The 17,592-nt window shown below is 66.6% G+C and carries 15 protein-coding genes; 6 read left to right on the forward strand and 9 right to left on the reverse strand.

The window, feature by feature from the left end; translation table 11 throughout:
• The first annotated feature begins 20 nt into the window (after window positions 1-20).
• The 5 genes from QW881_RS18685 to QW881_RS18705 are packed head-to-tail and all read left to right on the forward strand — an operon-like array spanning window position 21 to window position 5,748.
• A complete protein-coding gene (locus QW881_RS18685; protein WP_315757989.1) occupies window positions 21-848 on the forward strand; it encodes an alpha/beta hydrolase in 828 nt (275 codons plus the stop codon).
• Window positions 848-2,134 (forward strand): acyl-CoA dehydrogenase family protein, encoded by a 1,287-nt coding sequence (locus tag QW881_RS18690; RefSeq protein WP_315757990.1) that lies wholly within the window; start codon window positions 848-850, stop codon window positions 2,132-2,134. The genes QW881_RS18685 and QW881_RS18690 overlap by 1 nt, the downstream gene beginning before the upstream one ends.
• Before the next feature lie 2 nt (window positions 2,135-2,136).
• Entirely contained in the window at window positions 2,137-3,651 is a 1,515-nt protein-coding gene (locus QW881_RS18695; RefSeq protein ID WP_316158985.1) for a long-chain fatty acid--CoA ligase, read from the forward strand.
• Window positions 3,652-3,670: 19 nt separating this feature from the next.
• A complete protein-coding gene (locus tag QW881_RS18700) occupies window positions 3,671-4,765 on the forward strand; it encodes an NAD/NADP octopine/nopaline dehydrogenase family protein (protein ID WP_315757992.1) in 1,095 nt (364 codons plus the stop codon).
• Window positions 4,762-5,748: a 3-hydroxybutyryl-CoA dehydrogenase gene (locus QW881_RS18705; protein ID WP_315757993.1), complete on the forward strand. Its 987-nt coding sequence runs from the start codon at window positions 4,762-4,764 to the stop codon at window positions 5,746-5,748. Before QW881_RS18700 ends, QW881_RS18705 begins: the two co-directional genes overlap by 4 nt.
• A gap of 1,206 nt (window positions 5,749-6,954) precedes the next feature.
• Here QW881_RS18705 and QW881_RS18710 read toward each other — a convergent pair.
• The 6 genes from QW881_RS18710 to QW881_RS18735 all read right to left on the reverse strand — a co-directional run bounded on the left by QW881_RS18710 (window position 6,955) and on the right by QW881_RS18735 (window position 13,406).
• Window positions 6,955-8,001 (reverse strand): peptidase M29, encoded by a 1,047-nt coding sequence (locus QW881_RS18710; protein ID WP_315757994.1) that lies wholly within the window; start codon window positions 7,999-8,001, stop codon window positions 6,955-6,957.
• A gap of 31 nt (window positions 8,002-8,032) precedes the next feature.
• A complete protein-coding gene (locus QW881_RS18715; protein ID WP_315757995.1) occupies window positions 8,033-8,794 on the reverse strand; it encodes an ABC transporter permease in 762 nt (253 codons plus the stop codon).
• Window positions 8,791-9,567, reverse strand: coding sequence for an ABC transporter permease (locus QW881_RS18720; protein WP_315757996.1), 777 nt, complete (start codon window positions 9,565-9,567; stop codon window positions 8,791-8,793). Before QW881_RS18720 ends, QW881_RS18715 begins: the two co-directional genes overlap by 4 nt.
• Entirely contained in the window at window positions 9,564-10,409 is an 846-nt protein-coding gene (locus QW881_RS18725) for an ABC transporter ATP-binding protein (protein WP_315757997.1), read from the reverse strand. The genes QW881_RS18720 and QW881_RS18725 overlap by 4 nt, the downstream gene beginning before the upstream one ends.
• 288 nt (window positions 10,410-10,697) lie before the next feature.
• Window positions 10,698-12,404: a dihydroxy-acid dehydratase gene (ilvD, locus tag QW881_RS18730; protein ID WP_315757998.1), complete on the reverse strand. Its 1,707-nt coding sequence runs from the start codon at window positions 12,402-12,404 to the stop codon at window positions 10,698-10,700.
• A gap of 24 nt (window positions 12,405-12,428) precedes the next feature.
• Complete coding sequence (locus tag QW881_RS18735; RefSeq protein ID WP_315741102.1) at window positions 12,429-13,406, reverse strand: ABC transporter substrate-binding protein; 978 nt, start codon at window positions 13,404-13,406, stop codon at window positions 12,429-12,431.
• A 291-nt stretch (window positions 13,407-13,697) separates the two neighbouring features.
• Between QW881_RS18735 and QW881_RS18740 the strand changes: the two genes are divergently transcribed.
• Complete coding sequence (locus QW881_RS18740; protein ID WP_315741101.1) at window positions 13,698-14,048, forward strand: RidA family protein; 351 nt, start codon at window positions 13,698-13,700, stop codon at window positions 14,046-14,048.
• A gap of 20 nt (window positions 14,049-14,068) precedes the next feature.
• On the opposite strand, the gene QW881_RS18745 is transcribed toward QW881_RS18740, so the two are convergent.
• The 3 genes from QW881_RS18745 to QW881_RS18755 all read right to left on the reverse strand — a co-directional run bounded on the left by QW881_RS18745 (window position 14,069) and on the right by QW881_RS18755 (window position 17,583).
• Window positions 14,069-14,305 (reverse strand): hypothetical protein, encoded by a 237-nt coding sequence (locus tag QW881_RS18745; protein WP_315741100.1) that lies wholly within the window; start codon window positions 14,303-14,305, stop codon window positions 14,069-14,071.
• An 86-nt stretch (window positions 14,306-14,391) separates the two neighbouring features.
• Window positions 14,392-15,768 carry a sigma-54 dependent transcriptional regulator gene (locus QW881_RS18750; RefSeq protein WP_315757999.1) on the reverse strand — a complete coding sequence of 459 codons (1,377 nt, stop codon included), beginning with the start codon at window positions 15,766-15,768 and terminating at the stop codon, window positions 14,392-14,394.
• 12 nt (window positions 15,769-15,780) lie between these two features.
• Complete coding sequence (locus QW881_RS18755; protein ID WP_315758000.1) at window positions 15,781-17,583, reverse strand: ATP-binding protein; 1,803 nt, start codon at window positions 17,581-17,583, stop codon at window positions 15,781-15,783.
• Between the last annotated feature and the right edge of the window lie 9 nt (window positions 17,584-17,592).

Genomic DNA, 17,592 nt, shown 5'->3' on the forward strand with positions numbered 1-17,592 from the left:
GGCATATCTCGGAGGTCTGCGTGCCTGCGTCGCAAATCACCACCACGAAGGACGGCCGCTTCGGCTACGAGGCATCGGGGGCGCCCGAGCGGCAGACCGTGGTGTTCCTGCACGGCATCGGCGGCGCGGCACGCGCCTGGCGCGGTCAGCTCGACTATTTCGGCGAGCGCCGCCATGCGGTGGCCTGGGACATGCCCGGCTATGGCCAATCCGCCCGGCTCGAGACGGCCAGCATCACCACGCTCGCCGCTGCGCTTCAAGATTTCCTGAGCCAGATCGGCGCCAAGCAGCCGATCCTCGTTGGTCATTCCATCGGCGGGATGATCGTACAGGAATGGTTGACGACGCATCCGCAGGCCGCGTCGGCCGTGGTGTTGGCTCAGACCAGCCCGGCCTTCGGCAAGGCCGACGGCGACTGGCAGAGGTCGTTCATCGAGGCGCGTCTCGGACCGCTCGATCGGGGCGCGACGATGGCGTCGCTGGCGCCGGACCTGGTCAAGGAGTTGGTCGGCGACGATGCCGATCCGCGCGGCCTTGAAATTGCAACCTCCTGCATGGCCGGCGTACCCGAGGCAAGCTATCGCGCCAGCATGCTGGCCCTGCTCGGTTTCGACCGGCGACAAGCCTTGAAGGACATCAAGGTGCCGACGCTGGTGCTCTCGGGCTCGAAGGATCGCAACGCGCCGGCGCCGATGATGGAGAAGATGGCGAGCTTCATTCCCTCGTCGGACTACGTCGAACTTCAGGGCGCCGGCCATCTCGTCAATCTCGAACGGCCCGGCGAGTTCAACGCCGCACTCGATACGTTCCTGACGACACATGCAACACCAGCGACAGCGGAGAGATGATGACGATCCCGGTCCAGAAGACGGCGATGGCCTCCGGCGAAGCCCTCGATGCGCCGATGTTCGATCCGGCCGCATATCGGCTCACGGCCGAGCAGGCCGACATCATCACACGGGCCCGGGAACTCGGGCAGAGCGTGCTGGGGGGCCGCGCCGCGACCTGGGATCGCGAGGCGAGCTTTCCGACTGAGAACTACAAGGACCTGCATCGCGCGGGCCTGCTCGGCATCTCCGTTCCCAAGGCTCTCGGCGGCCTCGGTGCGGGCTACCAGACCTATGCACTCACCGCCGCCGAGATCGGTCGCTATTGCGGCGCCACCGCGCTGACCTGGAACATGCACGTTTGCTCGACCTTATGGTCCGGACCGCTCGCCGACGATCTCGACATGGACGAGGACGTCCGCGCCGAGCACGAGCGGCGGCGCGCGATCCACTACAAGCGCATCGTCGACGACGGCGCGATCTATTCGCAGCCGTTCTCGGAGGGTGGCGCGGCGGCGGCGGGCGGCGTCGCGTTCGGTACCGAGGCCAAGCCGGTCAAGGGCGGCTGGCTGGTCAACGGCAAGAAGATCTTCGCCTCGCTCGCCGGACACGCGGACTATTATGGTGTGCTATGCACCGAGGTCAGCGAGGGCGAGAAGGCGTCCCGCCGCAACACGCTCTATCTCGCGGTGCCGGCGAAAACGGAGGGCGTCTCTGTCGTCGGCGACTGGGATCCGCTGGGCATGCGCGGCACGGTGTCACGCACGCTGCTTTTCAAGGATGTCTTCGTCGAGGAGGACGCCGCCTTGATGCCGCGCGGCGTCTATTTCCAGGCGGCGATGCGCTGGCCGCACATGTTCATGACGTTGTCGCCGACCTATATGGGGCTGGCGCAGGCTGCGTATGACTTCACCGTCAGATATCTGCGCGGTGAGGTGCCGGGCATGCCGCCGGTCAAGCGGCGGATGTACCCGACCAAGCAGATCGCGGTCGCGCAGATGCAGATCAAGCTGGAGCAGATCAAGGGAATCTGGTTCCAGGCCGTCACCGAGGCGCGAGCCAATCCGAGCAAGGAGCAGGTGCTGCGCGCCTATGCGGCGCAGTACTCGGTGATGGAGGGCGCCAACGATCTGGCGGCGCTCGCCATCCGCACCTGCGGCGGGCAATCGATGCTGAAGACGCTGCCGCTGGAGCGCATCTATCGCGACAGCCGCTGCGGTTCCCTGATGCTGCCCTGGACCGCGGAATTGTGCCTCGACCGCATCGGCCGCGAGGCACTGTACGAGCCCGGCGAGACGGACGACTGACCGTGGACCTCTGCAGCCTGATCGAGCGCAACGCGGCGTTCACGCCGGACAAGCCGGCGATCCACTTCGAAGGCAGGACGCTGAGCTATGCCGATTTCAGCGAGCGCATAGCGCGGACAGCGCGGGCGCTGAAATCCGAGTTCAGCGTCGGACGCGGCGACCGCGTCGCGATTTTGAGCCTCAACCGGCCGGACTATCTGGTCTTGCTCTATGCCTGTGCGCGACTCGGCGCGATCTTGGTGCCGCTGAACTGGCGGCTGGCGGTGGCCGAGCAGGTCTTCATTCTCTCGGATGCTGCCGCCAAGGTGCTGGTGCTGGAGCAGGCGTTCGCGCCGGTGCTGCCGGCGCTCGCCGAGAGCCATCCGGAGACCGTGCCGGTCGGCATCGACTTTTCGCCGTCGAACGGATTGCAGATCGACGATCTGCTGGGCCGCGGTCACGGCGATGATCGCAACCCGCACATCGACCTCTCCTGCCCGCTGCTGATCGTCTACACCTCGGGCACCACGGGCCGGCCGAAGGGCGCGGTGCTGCGCCAGGAGGCGTTGCTGTGGAATGGGGTGATGAGCCAGCACATGCATGGCCTCACCTCCGACGATCACGTGCTGACGGTGCTGCCGCTGTTCCATGTCGGCGGCCTCAACATCCAGACCACGCCGGCGCTGCATCACGGCGCCACCGTTACGCTGCACGCCCGCTTCACGCCGGATTCGACACTGGCGGCGATCGTCAACGAGCGGCCGACGTTGACGGTGCTGGTGCCGGCAACCATTCAGGCCGTCACCGAGCATCCCGATTGGAACGCGACGGACCTGTCCTCGCTCAGGGCTGTTGCGACCGGATCGAGCATCGTGCCGCCGGCGCTGATCGAACGCATCACCGCGCGCGGCGTGCCGGTGCTGCAGGTCTATGGCTCGACCGAGACCTGCCCGATCGCGGTCTACACACGGCTCGGCGGCGACCTCTCGCGCGCAGGCTCGACCGGCCTGCCCGGGCTGTGCTGCGAAGCCAAGATCATCGACAAGGACGGCGACGAGCTTTCGGCGGGCAAAGCGGGCGAGATCGCCGTGCGCGGGCCCAATCTGTTCTTCGAATATTGGGGCAACGCCAAAGCCACGCAGCAGGCGATCCATGACGGCTGGTACCGCACCGGCGACATCGCCCAGCGCGATGCGGAGGGGTACTTCTTCGTGCTCGAGCGCAAGAACAACATGATCATCTCCGGCGGCGAGAACGTCTATCCGGCCGAGATCGAGCGCGTGCTCAGCGAGCATCCCGACGTCGTCGAATGCGGCGTGATCGGCCGGCCCGATCCGCGCTGGGACGAGGTGCCCGTCGCCTTCGTGGTCAAGCGCCAGGGCTGTGCGCTCGACGCGGAGACCTTGCGGGCGCATCTGCAGTCGCAGCTCGCGCGCTTCAAGGTGCCGCGTGACATCGTTTTCGTCGACGACCTGCCGCGCACCGCGCTCGGCAAGGTGCAGCACCATCTGCTGCGCCAGATCGATGGCCCCAAATGATCGGCATGGAGACGCGCTCTTGAAAATTGCAGTGCTCGGCGGCGGCAATGGCTCCTTTGCGGCGGCAGGCGATTTCGCGCTCGGAGGTCACGAGGTCCGGCTGTGGCGCCGCGATGCGGACGCTGTCGCGCAGCATCAAATGGCGGACTCGTCGATCATCGTCAAGGACGTCAATGGCCGTCATGAGGCCAGGCTGGCGCTGGTCACGACGGATATCGGCGAGGCCGTCTATGGCGCCGAGCTGATCCTCTGCCCGGCACCGGCCTTCGCGCAGGCAGCCATCGCGCACCAACTTGCGCCGCATCTCGTCGACGGTCAGGTCGTATTCCTGCCGCCGGCGACCTTCGGCACGATGATCTTCGCGACGGCCGCGCGTGATGCCGGCAATCAAGCCAACGTCAGCTACGCCGAGACCGGCACGCTGCCCTGGCTGACGCGCAAGCACGGCCCGTTCGAGGTCGCGATCACCATCCGGGCCAAGCGGCTGCCGGTCGGCGTGTTTCCGCTGAACACGGCCGCACATGCGCTCGATGTCATCGGCCGCGCCTTCCCCGGCGTGATCGAGCCCTGTGGTGACGCGCTGTCGGGCGCGCTGATGAATGCCGGCTGCATCATCCATCCGCCGCTGATCGTGATGAATGCAGGTCCGATCGAGCATTTCGAGCGCTGGGACATCCACAAGGAGGGCACGCAACCTTCGATCCGCCGCGTCACCGATGCGCTCGATGCGGAGCGGATTGCGGTGCGCGAAGCGCTCGGCTACGGCGCGCCGCATTTTCCGCTGGCGCATCACTACGCCAAGGAGGGCGAGATCTGGATGTACGGCCGCGGCTCGCACGACCGGCTCACCGATTCCGGCGATTGGCGCGAGCAGCTCGTGCTGACGCAGCACCGCTACATGCGCGAGGATCTCAGGCTCGGCCTGTCGTTCCTGATCTCGGCCGCCGAGCTGAGCGGCACGCCGACGCCGCTCGCCCGCGCCTTCCTGGCCATCGGCGGTGCGATCTGCCGCGAGGATTTCATGGCAACGGGACGCACGCTCGCCCGCCTCGGCCTTGGTGGTCTCGACCGGACCGCGCTGCAGGCGCTGCTGCGTGATGGATTTGCTCAATGAGCGCGCGCGGTCATATCGCCTGCCTCGGCGCCGGCCGCATGGGCCGCGGCATCGCCGTGGCCTTCGCCTATGCCGGCCATCCCGTGACGATGATCGACATCAAGTCGCGCACGCCGGAGGAGTTCGCCGGGCTCGAGCGCGACGCGCTCGGCGAGGTCGGCGCGACGTTCGCGACCTTGGCGCGGCTCGGGATGCTGCAGGCCGCCGATGCCGAAAAGCTGATGGGCAAAATCACCGTCGCGCCGGCCAGCGCGAGCGGCGATGTGCTGGCGCAGACGACCCTGGTGTTCGAGGGCGTGCCGGAGATCGTGGACCTCAAGCGCGAGGTGCTCGGGGCAGCGTCGCGCGCGGTCGCGCCCGACGTGATCATCGCCTCGACGACCTCGACGATCCTGGTCGACGATCTCTCCGGTGCGGTGGAGCGCCCTGAGCGCTTCCTGAATGCGCACTGGCTCAACCCGGCCTATCTGATCCCGCTGGTCGAGATCTCGCCGGGCCAGGCGACGGACCCCGTTGTCACCGCGCGGCTGAAGGCGCTGCTCGAAGGCATCGGCAAGGTCCCGGTGGTCTGCGCGGCCACGCCGGGCTTCATCGTGCCGCGCATCCAGGCGCTCGCCATGAATGAGGCGGCGCGCATGGTCGGCGAAGGGGTCGCCAGCGCCGAGGAGATCGACAAGGCGATCCGCTACGGCTTCGGCTTCCGCTACGCCGTGCTCGGCCTGCTCGAATTCATCGACTGGGGCGGCGGCGACATCCTCTACTACGCCAGCCGCTATCTCGAGGGCGCGCTCCACAGCGACCGCTATCGCGCGCCCGAGGTGATCGAGCGCAACATGGCAGAGGGCCGCATCGGCCTGCGCACCGGCGCCGGATTCCTCGATTATTCCGGTATGGATGTCGCAGCCTATCGCGAGCAGCGGCTCGGCGCGCTGGTCGACATGCTGCGTCACTTCAAGCTCGCCCGGCCGCCGGTTGTGGATTGAGCACGCAGCGAGGCTGATCGTCGCGTGGCGCATAGTCTTCCTTCTCGACTGCATCAACATCACCGCTGTCGTCCCGGCCTCGCGACCGTAGGGTGGGCAAAGGCGCGCAGGCAGCACTGCGCACCGCATGCTGCGCTCCATCGCGCGCCGTGCCCACCGTTTCGCTCCGCATGCACGGATGGACGGTGGGCACGCAACCGCCCTGCGGGCGGTTGCTTTGCCCACCCTACGGCGGCGCGGCTGTGGGTTTCTCGCGGATATAACTCATCATCGTAGCGAAGATGGATGATAAACGGAGTGCCCGTGAATGCGCCCTCTCCCCTTGTGGGAGAGGGCATCGAGGACAGCCCGTCAAGACTCGGTTGGGTGAGGGGTATGCGTCCACGCGCATCGTTCGCGGAGGGATACCCCTCACCCGATCGCGTGCGTGGATAGGTCGGAGATGCCCTCTCCCACAAGGGGAGAGGGCGCTGTATCGCACAGCACCGCCGAGTGAACGCACTCAGTCAGGCAAGGCAGCGTGGTGAGACGCCGCGGCGACCGCGGTGGGCTAGATCGGATACACGGGTCAAACAGCGGCCGGCATGGCGCCTCGTTCTCGCGGCGCGTTGCGCCCGAGGCCTGCTATCACTTTGTCCCTCGCAAGTATGCAGAGGGCGCAGGGAAGGCCAGGCGTCGGCTGACGCCTGCGGCCCGCCTGCGAAAAAGAATGCAGGCGGCAGGTACCACAGGTGCAGCCGGAAACACCCGGCCTTCCCTGCGCGATGGGCTTCACGCTTATACGCAGTCTCCCTGGTGCGCCGGGCTTGTTGGCCACCATGGCGACAATGCTTCCGCATTGCGCTGGACACCAGCTTCGGGGTGTCAGGACGCTGCGACTTCACGTCCGCAATCGATCGTTCGTCCGCGCCCTCGCGAGAGGACGCTGCGATCTCTCGCGGCCATCGCATCCCCACCTCGCGTGTCGTGACGATCGCGCGCAACGCCCCTCTGCGGTGAGGCGGGATGGGGAGAGAGAACCACAATTTCCGAAAAATGGCAAGTGAATTATTTTTTTCAGAACTCGCTCGACGCGATTCTGCATCGCGGACGCTTCGCCATTGTGGGGCGACCTGCCCCTCATGTGACGGTGCGCTCCCCTCCCCCTTGCGGGGAGGGGAGTAGACTGCCGCCGTGGCGCTCACTCGCGAGCGACGACCCGGAGAATTATCCGAACACGTCCTGCAGCACGCCCTCCTTGATCACGGCCACACCATCCAATTCGATCGTGGTGCCCATCATCGGCAGGTCGAAATGACCTGCCGTGTAGCGGCCGGCGAATTCGTTGGCGCCGGTGGAGAACAGGAAGTTGCCGGGGACGGCGCGCAGCTCGGTGCCGTTGGTGTCGCGCTGGTCGTACATGGTCAGCGCCTCGTAACGCGCGCCGGGGTTCATGCCCCAGCCGACATGCGACACCGCGTAGGCCTCGCGGTCGCCCCAGGAGGCGAGATAGGATCGCATCATCGCGGCATCGGCGCCCTCGCCTGCCAGATCGGTGACGTAGTCGTCGCGCAGGGTCATCGTGACAGGCGAACTCAGATAACGCTTGAAGGTGAGATTGATGTCGCCCGGCGCCATGACGATGGTGCCGTTGACCGATCTGTTCTTGGGAAAGCTGACGACGATGCCGCCCGGCCAATGCGCGAGCGTGCCGGGACGGTCGGTCCAGCCCCAGACGCCGACGGTGGAGGCGCCCTCCATGATCACGTCGAGATCGGTGCCGGCCTTCGAGGTCACGCGCATCCGCTTGGTGCCGCGCAGCATCTTGGCGGCGGCGCGCACGCGCTTCTCCAGCGCGGAGTCGGGCACCATGCGCTCGAGCGCCTCCGGGTGCTCGTTGGAGATCACCAGAATGCGTGCGCCGGCTTTCAGGATCTCCGGCGTCTCCACCGCATGCATCAAGCCTTCGATGGTGCAGTCGACGACGAAGCCGGCCTGCTGCAGCGCTGAGACCACCGGCCCGAGCTTGCCGATCGCCTCCGACGCGCCGGTCGAACGGACGGGAACGGGATGCTTGTTGCGCGGGGTCGGCACCACGACATGGAACGGACGCGCCCCCATCCGCAACAGCGCCAACTCCGCAAGGTGGACGTTGAGGGCGCGCGACTGCGTTTCCGACAGGATCGCGGCGGTGTCACCCGCCTTGACGGCACAGCGCTCGAAGATCTCGCAGAATGCGTCGATCCATTTCGCCTCGATGCGATCCGCCAGCATGGTCGTTCTCCCGATTGTCGTTGTGTTGTTATCAGACTGAGGGAAAGCCGCGCAGCAGATAAGCGCGCAGGCCTTGCAGCAGGGCGTTGAGAATGAGACCCAGCAGCGAGATCGTGATCAGCGGCACGAACATGTCGACAGCCTGGAAGGTGCGCGCGGCGGTCACCAGCACGTGGCCGAGCCCGTCGGTCGAGGTGATCATCTCGGCCAGGAACACGACGATGCAGGAGATCACGAGGCCGATGCGGCAGCCGGTCAGGATCGACGGCATCGCGGCCGGCAGCACCACCTTCCACAGCACGTCGCGCGGCGGCGTGCCGGCCGCGAGCGCCGACCAGATCAGCTTCTGCTCGACGGTCGTCGCGCCGTAGTAGGTCGACAGCAGGATCGGAAACAGCGCGTCCGCCGCCACCAGCATGATCTTGGATTCGTGGCCGAAGCCGAGCAGCAGCAGGAACGCCGGATAGAGCGCGACCTTCGGCAGCGGCGCCAGCACGCGCACGATCGGCTTGACGGCGGCGTTGACAGGCGGGCTCACCGCAGCGGCAATTCCCAGGGAAACACCGAGCACCACGGCGATCGCAAAGCCCGCGAACAGCCGGAACAGCGTCGCCACGATGTCCTGCTGGAAGGTGACGCTGGTGAGCTGCTGGGCCATCCGCAAAAACACCTGCCCCGGCGGCGGCAGCAGGGTCGGCGGCGCATAGCCGAACGACACAAGCCCCTGCCACAGCAGCAGGACCAGCACGATCGGCGCGGCGCCAAGGAGGATGTCGTTGGAGGTGCGCGTCATGAGAAGCTCAGCGGCATGTCGAACTGCGGCTCGGACCAGCGCACCAGCCAGCGCCTGACGACCTCGAACGCCGCATCGAGGCAGATGCCCATGGCGCCGATGATGATGATCATCGCGAACACCGTGTCGTACTGGCCCATGTCGAGCGCGTTGAACAGGATGTTGCCGGCGCCGGATTGCCGCGCGATCATCTCGCTCGTCACCATCGTGATCAGCGCCAGCACGATTCCAGTGCGGCAACCGGTGAGGATCTCCGGAAGCGCCGCGGGCAGGACAATGCGCAGCAGCCGCTCGCCGGCCGAGAGCCCCATCGCCGCGCCCGACCACAGCATCTTCTCCTCGACCGCCTTGGCGCCCTCGAAACTGTGGTAGATCACCGGAAGGCTGACGCCGAGGAAGATCACCAGCGTCTTGGAGATGTCTCCGACGCCGAGCCACAGCATGATGATCGGCATCAGCGCCGCCTTCGGCACCGGGTAGATCAGCATCAGCAGCGGATTGAAGAAGGCGGCGGTCGACCGGCTGCGCCCCATCAGCAACCCGAGCGGAATCGAGAACGCAAGCGCCAGCGCGAAGCCGATCGCCATCCGCCGCAGCGAGGCCAGGATGTTGATCAGGGCGTCCTTGTCGGTGAGGATCGGCGGGATCGCACGCAGCGATTCCAGCGCGGTCGGAAAGCTGTCGTTCTTCAGCCCGAGCGAGGCGAGCTGCCACGCCAGCAGCAGACCGCAGCAAGCCAGCACCGGCGCAAGCGGCTTCAGCAGGCCGTTCATGACGGCAGCTCGTTGTCACCGGAATCGTCGAACATGCGCTCGATGTCGACGATGTATTTCTGGTAGCGCGGATCCAGCAGCAGCTCCTCGCGGCGTCGGGGCCGCGGCAGGTCGATGTCGATCACCTCGCGGATGCGGCCAGGCGAGCGCGACATCATCACGACCTTGTCGGACAGGAACACGGCTTCCTCGACCGAGTGGGTCACGAACAGCACCGTCTTGCGGTCGCGCTCCCAGATGTCGAGCAGGTCGTTCTGCAGCCGCGTGCGCGTATGCGCGTCGAGCGCGCCGAACGGCTCGTCCATCAGCAGCACCTCCGGACCATAGGCCAGCGTACGCGCCAGCGCGACGCGCTGCTTCATGCCGCCGGACAGCTCTTTGGGATAGAACTTCTCGAAGCCGGTGAGGCCGACCATGGCGAGCAAAGTCCGCGCGAGCGCCTCGGCCTTCGCCGGCTTCTTGCCCTGCTGCAGCGGACCGTACATGACGTTGCCGAGCACGCTCTTCCAGGGAAACAGCGCGAACTCCTGGAACACCGGGCCGCGATCGGTGCCGGGACCGGTGATCGGCTTGCCCTTCATCTTCGCCGTGCCTTTGGTGGGGCTGACGAAGCCACCGACGATGTAGAGCAAGGTCGACTTGCCGCAGCCGGAGGGCCCGAGGATGGAGACGAAGGCGCCCTCGCCGACCGAAAGCGAAATGTCCGACAGCGCGGTGTGGTCGCGGCGCGACGACGTCTTGAACACCTGCGACACGCGATCGATCTCGATGATCGGCGTGGCCGCGCGGCGGCCGAGCGGAGTGCCCGCGAGCTGGCCGGGTCGGATCGGGGTCACGCCCATGTCGGCTTCTCTTTCCGATGCAGCACGCTTAGAGGCTCCGTGATATCAGGCATGAAGACTGCCGCAGACGATCGTTTTAAACCACATCCGCCGTCATTCCGGGGCAAGGCCGAAAGGCCTTGAACCCGGAATCTCGAGATTGCCTTGCGTCATGCTCAACAAGCTCGAGATTCCGGGTTCAATCATCGAAGCGCATCCGCTTCGCGTCTGCGCCTCGACGATTGCCCCGGAATGACGGGGACCTGGAAAGATTAGCAAGAACCCTGACAATCGTCCCACGCGCGCCGCTCATTGCTGCTCCTGATCGAACCAGGGCCATTCGGCCGGTCCCTCATGCGTGACGGCGCCGAGCGGCGCCTGCCCGACCAATTTCGCATACTTCGCCAGCGCTCCCGCGCGGTGCCGCGGCGGCCGCTGCGTCCAGTGCTTGCGGCGCGAAGCCAGCTCAACGTCATCAAGCAGCACATCGAGCGTGCGCGCCTTGGCATCGATACGGATCGGATCGCCGTCTTGCACCAGCGCCAGCGGACCGCCGACGAAGGCTTCCGGCGAGACATAGCCGATGCACATGCCGCGGGTGGCGCCGGAGAAGCGGCCGTCGGTGATCAGCGCGACCTTCTCGCCCATGCCTTGGCCATAGATCAGCGCGGTGACGCCGAGCATCTCGCGCATCCCCGGACCGCCGACCGGACCCTCGTTGCGGATGATCAGCACCTCGCCCTCTTGATAGTTGCGTGCGCGGACCGCAGCGACGCAGGCCTCCTCGTCCTCGAACACCCGCGCGCGGCCCTCGAACACGAGGTTCTTGAGGCCGGCAATCTTGATGACGGCGCCGTCGGGCGCGAGGTTGCCCTTGAGGACAGCCACGCCGCCATCCGCCATGATGGGCTTGGCCGGGCTGAAGACGATCTCGCCGTCCGGCGGGTTGGCCGAGCCGTATTCATCAGCCAGCGTGCGGCCCGTGACAGTGATGCAGGAGCCGTCGATGTGGCCGCTCTCGATCAGCGCGCGGATCACCACGGCGGCGCCGCCGATGTCGTAGACGTCCTTCGCCGTGTACTTGCCGCCCGGCCTGAGATTGCCGATCAGCGGCGTGCGCGCGAACACCTCACCGACATCGTCGAGGGTGAAGCGGATGCCGGCCTCATTGGCGATCGCCGGCAGATGCAGCGCGGCGTTGGTGGAGCCGCCGGTAGCCGCGACGATGGCCGCCCCGTTCTCCAGCGCCTTCCGGGTCACGATGTCGCGCGGCAGCGGGCCGCCACGCGCGAGCATCTGCATGATCATGCGTCCGGCCTGCCGCGCGACGTGCGCGCGCTCGGCATAGATTCCGGGGATCATCGAGACGTTGGGCATCGACAGGCCCATCGCCTCCGACAGCATGCCCATGGTGTTGGCGGTGAACTGCCCGGCGCAGGCGCCGATGGTCGGCAGGCAGGTCCGCTCGATGCCTTCGAGCGTCTGTGCATCGATCTCGCCGGTCATGTAGCTGCCGACCGCTTCATACGAGTCGAGCACCGTGAGCGTCCTGCCCCGGTACTTGCCGGGCAGCGCGCTGCCGCCATAGATGAAGATCGACGGAACGTTGCAGCGGACCATGCCCATCATGACGCCGGGCAGGGTCTTGTCGCAGCCGCCGAAGCCGATCAGCGCGTCATAGGCCAGGCCATGGACCACGGCCTCGATGGAGTCGGCAATCAGCTCGCGCGAGAACAGAGAGAACTTCATCCCCTCATGGTTCATGCTGATGCCGTCGGAGACCGAGACGGTGGCGAATTCCCGCGGTGTGCCGCCGGCTTCGGAGACGCCCGTCTTCGCCGCATCGACCTGGAAATCGTGCGTCATGTTGCAGGGAGTCTGCTCGCCCTTCTGGCTAACGACGCCGATCATCGGCTTGGCGATGTCGGTATCGTCCAGCCCCATCGCGCGCATGAAGGCCCGGTGCGGAGCGCGATCGAGCCCTTCCACCGTCACACGCGATCGCAGCTTCCTCATCGACAAGGCTCCGCGTGAAGCCGCCTACTGGATCGGCGCGACGATCGTGGGATGCTTGAACTGGGCGACGTCGAGCTTCGGCAGCATGCCGGTCTCGGCGTAGATGTCGAGCATCTTCTGGATCGCCGGGAAGTTCGGCGCGGCCACCGGATCGCGGCCGAAATCATTATCTTTCAGCAGATAGGTGTCGATCACGGCGACCGGCGCCTTCATGACCTCCGACACCACCTTCAAGGTCTCGTCGCGATTGGCGAGCGCCTTCTTCATGCCGGCGGTGATGTCGCGGACATAGGCCTTCACCAGCTCCGGGTTCTTGTCGACGAAATCGGCGCGACAGGCCTCGAGGATGTGGACGATGTTCGGCATCGCCTCGGACAGCGAGAACAGCTTGCGGGTGCCGCCCTTGGCCTCGGCGCGCGCGGCAAAGGGTTGATTCATGTTGACGGCGTCGACACGGCCCTGGCGCAGCGCATCCTCCGACACCGCGAAACCGACTTCGACCAGCTTGATGTCCTTGGCCGGATCGAGCCCGGCCTGCTTCAGCAGCATGTTGAACGGCCCTTGCGTGCCGCCGCCGATCACGGAAATGCCGACCGTCTTGCCCTTGAGATCGGCGATGGTCTTGATCGGGGAATCGTCCTTGACCGCCCAGTAGACCGAGAAGCCGCCCGGCTTCTCATAGACGTGCTGGGCGACGATGTAGGCCTTGAGGCCGCCGCCGACGACGCCGTTCGCCAGTGACAGCGGCGCTTGCGTGGCACAGTCGAGCGCGCCGGCGGCGAGCGCCTGCGTCATCGGTGCCGTTCCTTGGAACTGGGTCCATTCGATGTTGTAGGTCTTGCCGAGATCCGGAAATTCGGTCGGCCGCTTCATCATCCAGTATTTGGATTCTTCCGCCGGGATGGTCCAGCCGACGCGGATCGTCTGCTGTGCGAATGTCGGCCCCGCGCTCGTCACCAAAGCCATCGCCGCGAGTGCCGCCAGCATCAACCGTTTCCGCATCACGCCCCTCCGCCATTTCAAAAAGGAACCTCGCGGAGAATGTTTCATGTCTCAAATATCTGTGCAAGCGCGGAAAACGCCCCGCCTTTGCCTGCCCCATGGGCAAGCCCGCTTTGCAGCGCGACAAGGCCGGGTCATCGTGAAACGCCCCGCGGTCCGTGTGCCGCGGCGCGGTCGACAACGCAAGGTCGCATGCTCCAAGCTGGCGAAAGTGGCCGTTCAGCCGACTGGCGTCGCCGCGTCGCACGCGCTAGGGAGAAGCCCCGAATTGACCTTTTGAGGAGTTCTTCGATGTCGATCCAGCGTTTCGAAATTGGCCCGCGCATGAGCCAGGTCGTGGTTCACGGCAATACCGTCTATCTCGCGGGAGTCGTCGCGCAGAAGACGGCCGGTGAAAGCGTCACCAAGCAGACCGAGGAGATTCTCTCGATCATCGACGGCCACCTCGCCAAGGCCGGCACCGACAAGTCGAAGCTGTTGTCCGCGACGATCTACCTCACCGACATCAAGACCTTCGGCGAAATGAACGCCGTGTGGGATGGCTGGGTCTCGGCCGGCAATACCCCGGCGCGCGCCACGGTCGAAGCCAAGCTGGCTGCGCCGCAATACACCGTCGAGATCATGGTGATCGCGGCGAAGTAGGCGCGCTGGGTCGCCTCGCACTAGTCAGTGTCGCGGCGACCAGTATTGCGATTGAGCGGACCACGCCGCTCGCGCATGAGCCCTTCCGGAAGCACCGGCTCGGTGCCGGGCAACGGCTCGGCCCGCACGTCGGCGCCCCACTGCTCCTGCTGGCGGGGCGTCGTTTTGTCCTTGACCTGGTGCGACTGCGGCAGACCGTCCTTGCTGACGGGGTCGTAGGCGCCGGAGCGCAGGTCGCGGGTGTCTCTGCCTGTCATGATCTTTCAACAAGCGGTGTCCAGCATTCGTTCCTGATCGCCGGCATGGAACAGATGCCCTCCTGCCGCCGCAGGACCAGCCACGGTCAGGACTGCGGCCGCAGCGGCGCGCCCTCGCGGATGCCGTCGACCTTCACGGCCAACCGTTTGATCTTGTCGTAAAGCGTCTGCTTCGGAATGCTCAGCAGCGCCGCAGTCGCCGGCACGTCGCCGAGCTTGCGGCGCAACGCATCCTCGATGATCGAGCGCTCGATGTTCTCCAGCTGCCGTGGCAGCGACAGCTCCGAGGCCGCGGCGCCCGAGCGGTCGAGGACCTTGCGGTCGAGCACACCGAGCACGAAGCGGTCGGCGACGTTGCGCAGCTCGCGCACGTTGCCCGGCCATGAGTAGCCGAGCAGCAGCGACATGGTCTGCTCGTTCACGATCGGCGCGTCGCGCTCGAACCGCTTGGCAGCCTCGAGGGTGAAGTGCTCGAACAGGATCGGGATGTCCTCGCGGCGTTCGCGCAGCGGAGGCAGCTCGATGAACGCGACGCCGAGACGATAATACAGATCGGCGCGGAACAGCTTCTGCTCGCTGAGCTCGAACAGATTGGCCTTGCTGGCCGCCACCACGCGGCAATCCACCGCCACAGGCTTGTTGGAGCCGACGCGCTCGACCGAGCGGTCCTGCAACGCCCGCAGCAGCTTCACCTGCACGCTGAGCGGCATGCTCTCGATTTCGTCGAGGAACAGCGTGCCGCCATGGGCATATTCGATCTTGCCGATCCGCTGCTTGGTCGCGCCGGTGAAGGCGCCGGCCTCGTGGCCGAACAATTCGCTCTCGACCAGCGACTCCGGCAGGCCGCCGCAATTCACCGCGACATAGTTACCGCCGCGCCGGGCGCTGTGAGCGTGCAGGCAGCGGGCGACGACGTCCTTGCCGGTGCCGGTCTCGCCATAGATCGTCACGTCGACATTGGTCGAGGCCAGGGTCGAGACCAGGCGGCGCACCTCCTGGATCTGCGGCGAACGCCCGAGCAGGCTCGCCTCGATGCCCTGGCGGTCGGCGAGCGCCGAGCGCAGCGCGCGGACTTCGAGCGTCAGGCGGCGCTTGTCGAGCGCGCGGCGCACGACGGAGACGAGTTGCTCCGACGAGCACGGCTTCTCGATGAAGTCATAGGCGCCGTTGCGCATCGCTTCCACGGCCATCGAGATATCGCCGTGTCCGGTGACCAGGATGACCGGCAGGTCCGGATCGAGCCGGTGCAGCTCGGACAGCCACTCGGTGCCGCTCTTGCCGCGCAGCCGCACGTCGGAGACCACCACGAACGGCATGTCGGCGCGAACGATTCCGCCTGCGGCTTCGGCGGAGGCGAACGGCGTCACCGACAGGCCGGCGAGCTGCAGCGCCTGGACGGCGCCGATGCGGACATCCTCGTCGTCCTCGACATAGATCACGCCGACCGGTTGCTCAGGAGTCATGTGGGAACCTCTTCAATCGGCAAGCGGCAGCAGCACGATGAACTCGGCGCCGGATGGCTCAAGATTGTGCGCCCGCAGCTCGCCGCCAAATGACCGCGCGATGTGATTGGCGATGACGAGCCCAAGTCCGAGACCCTTGCCAGCCGGCTTGGTCGTGACGAAGGGCTCGAACAGGCGCGGCAGGACATCGGCGGCGATCGCCGGGCCGCTGTTGGCGATGGCGATGCGGCACTGCTCCTCCTCACGCACGGCGCGGATGTGGATGGACTTCCGCGCGGCGCCCTCGACGGCATCGAGCGCGTTGGCGATGATGTTGCAGAGCAGTTGCTCGAGCCGGATCTGATCGGCCCTGACACGAAGCTCGGGCGCGAGATCGATGGTCACGTCGACATGGCCGTCCTTCACCCGCGCGCCGAGGATCTTGAGCGTCTCGGACAGCGCCTGCTCGACCGCGACGGCATCGAGCGGCGCGTTCGATTTGTAGGCGAACACGCGCAGCTGGCCGGTCAGGCGCGCCAGACGGCGGACCAACTCGCCGATGCGGATGAGATTGCCGCGGGCCTCGCCGATCATGCCGCGATCGACGAATTGCACGGCATTGTCGGAGGCGGTCTGCAGCGCCGCCAGCGGCTGGTTGATCTCGTGCACCATGCCGGCCGACATCTGGCCGAGCACGGCGAGCTTGCCGGCATGGACGAGTTCGTCCTGCGCGGCGCGCAATTCGGCGGTGCGCTCCTGCACCCGCATTTCCAGCCTGTCATTGGCGGCCTGCAGCGCGGCCTGGCTCGCCAGCCGCTGCCGGATCTCGCGGCGTCGCTGCGCCAGCAGGCCGAACGCCAGCAGCGCCACGATGCTGGCGAGACCCGAGAGCGTGCCGATGATCAAGGCCGTCCGCCGGATCGGCGCCTCGTCGTCGAGCAGCAGCAGCTGCCATTGCCGCCCGTTGAGCGGACGCTCGTCGACGCTGTAGACCGCGCCGCGCTCGGTCGCGACCTGGCCGCCGCGATCGGTCCTCTCCATGAAGGTCCAGCCGAGCGGCACGAGGCTGGAGCTGCCATAGGGCTTGGACGTCGCGATCTCCTCGAGCGCGTCGACCGAGAGCGGCGTCAACGGGCGGAAGCGCCATTCCTCGCGCGACGCGAGAATGGTGACGCCGCGGGCGTCGACCAGCAGCATGTCGGCACCGCGGTTGCGCCATTCGCGCTCGAAGGCATCGAGATTGACCTTGACGACGGCGACGCCGATCGTCCGTCCCTCTTGCTTGACGGCATAGGACAGATAATAGCCGGCGCGCGCGCTGGTGATACCGATGCCGAAGAACACGCCGCGGCCGGTCGCCAGCGCCTGGCGCATATAGGGGCGGTAGGACAGGTTGCTGCCGACCGGCGTCCCCGGCTGATCGAAGTCGGCGGCGGCGATCGCATCACCGGCGACGGTGAGGACATAGAGGTTGTCGGCGCCGGCCAGCAGATTGATCGACTTCAGATGCAGGCTGACGCTCTGCTGCAGCGCGCGATCGTCCGGCGTGCCGAGCAGCCGGAAGACATCGGGCGAGGTCTCCAGCAGCGAGGGCAGATATTCGAAGCGCGAGAGGTAGCCGTCGAGCTGCGCGGCCTCGACCGCCAGCCGCTGCTGGGCCGCGGCGTGCCGCTGATCGAGCCCGCGGGAAAAGGCAATGGCATAGCCGAGCCATGCCGCGACGCCGACCAGCGCAGCCGCCATCACTCCGCGAGCGACCCAGCCCGCGCGCCTGCGGACCACCGCGGTGACGTCGGGATGTCGCTCTAGGCCGATCCGGAATGGAAGGTCCGTCATTCCCTTTTC

The organism is Bradyrhizobium sp. SZCCHNS3016 (genome assembly GCF_032484535.1).
Lineage (GTDB): Bacteria > Pseudomonadota > Alphaproteobacteria > Rhizobiales > Xanthobacteraceae > Bradyrhizobium.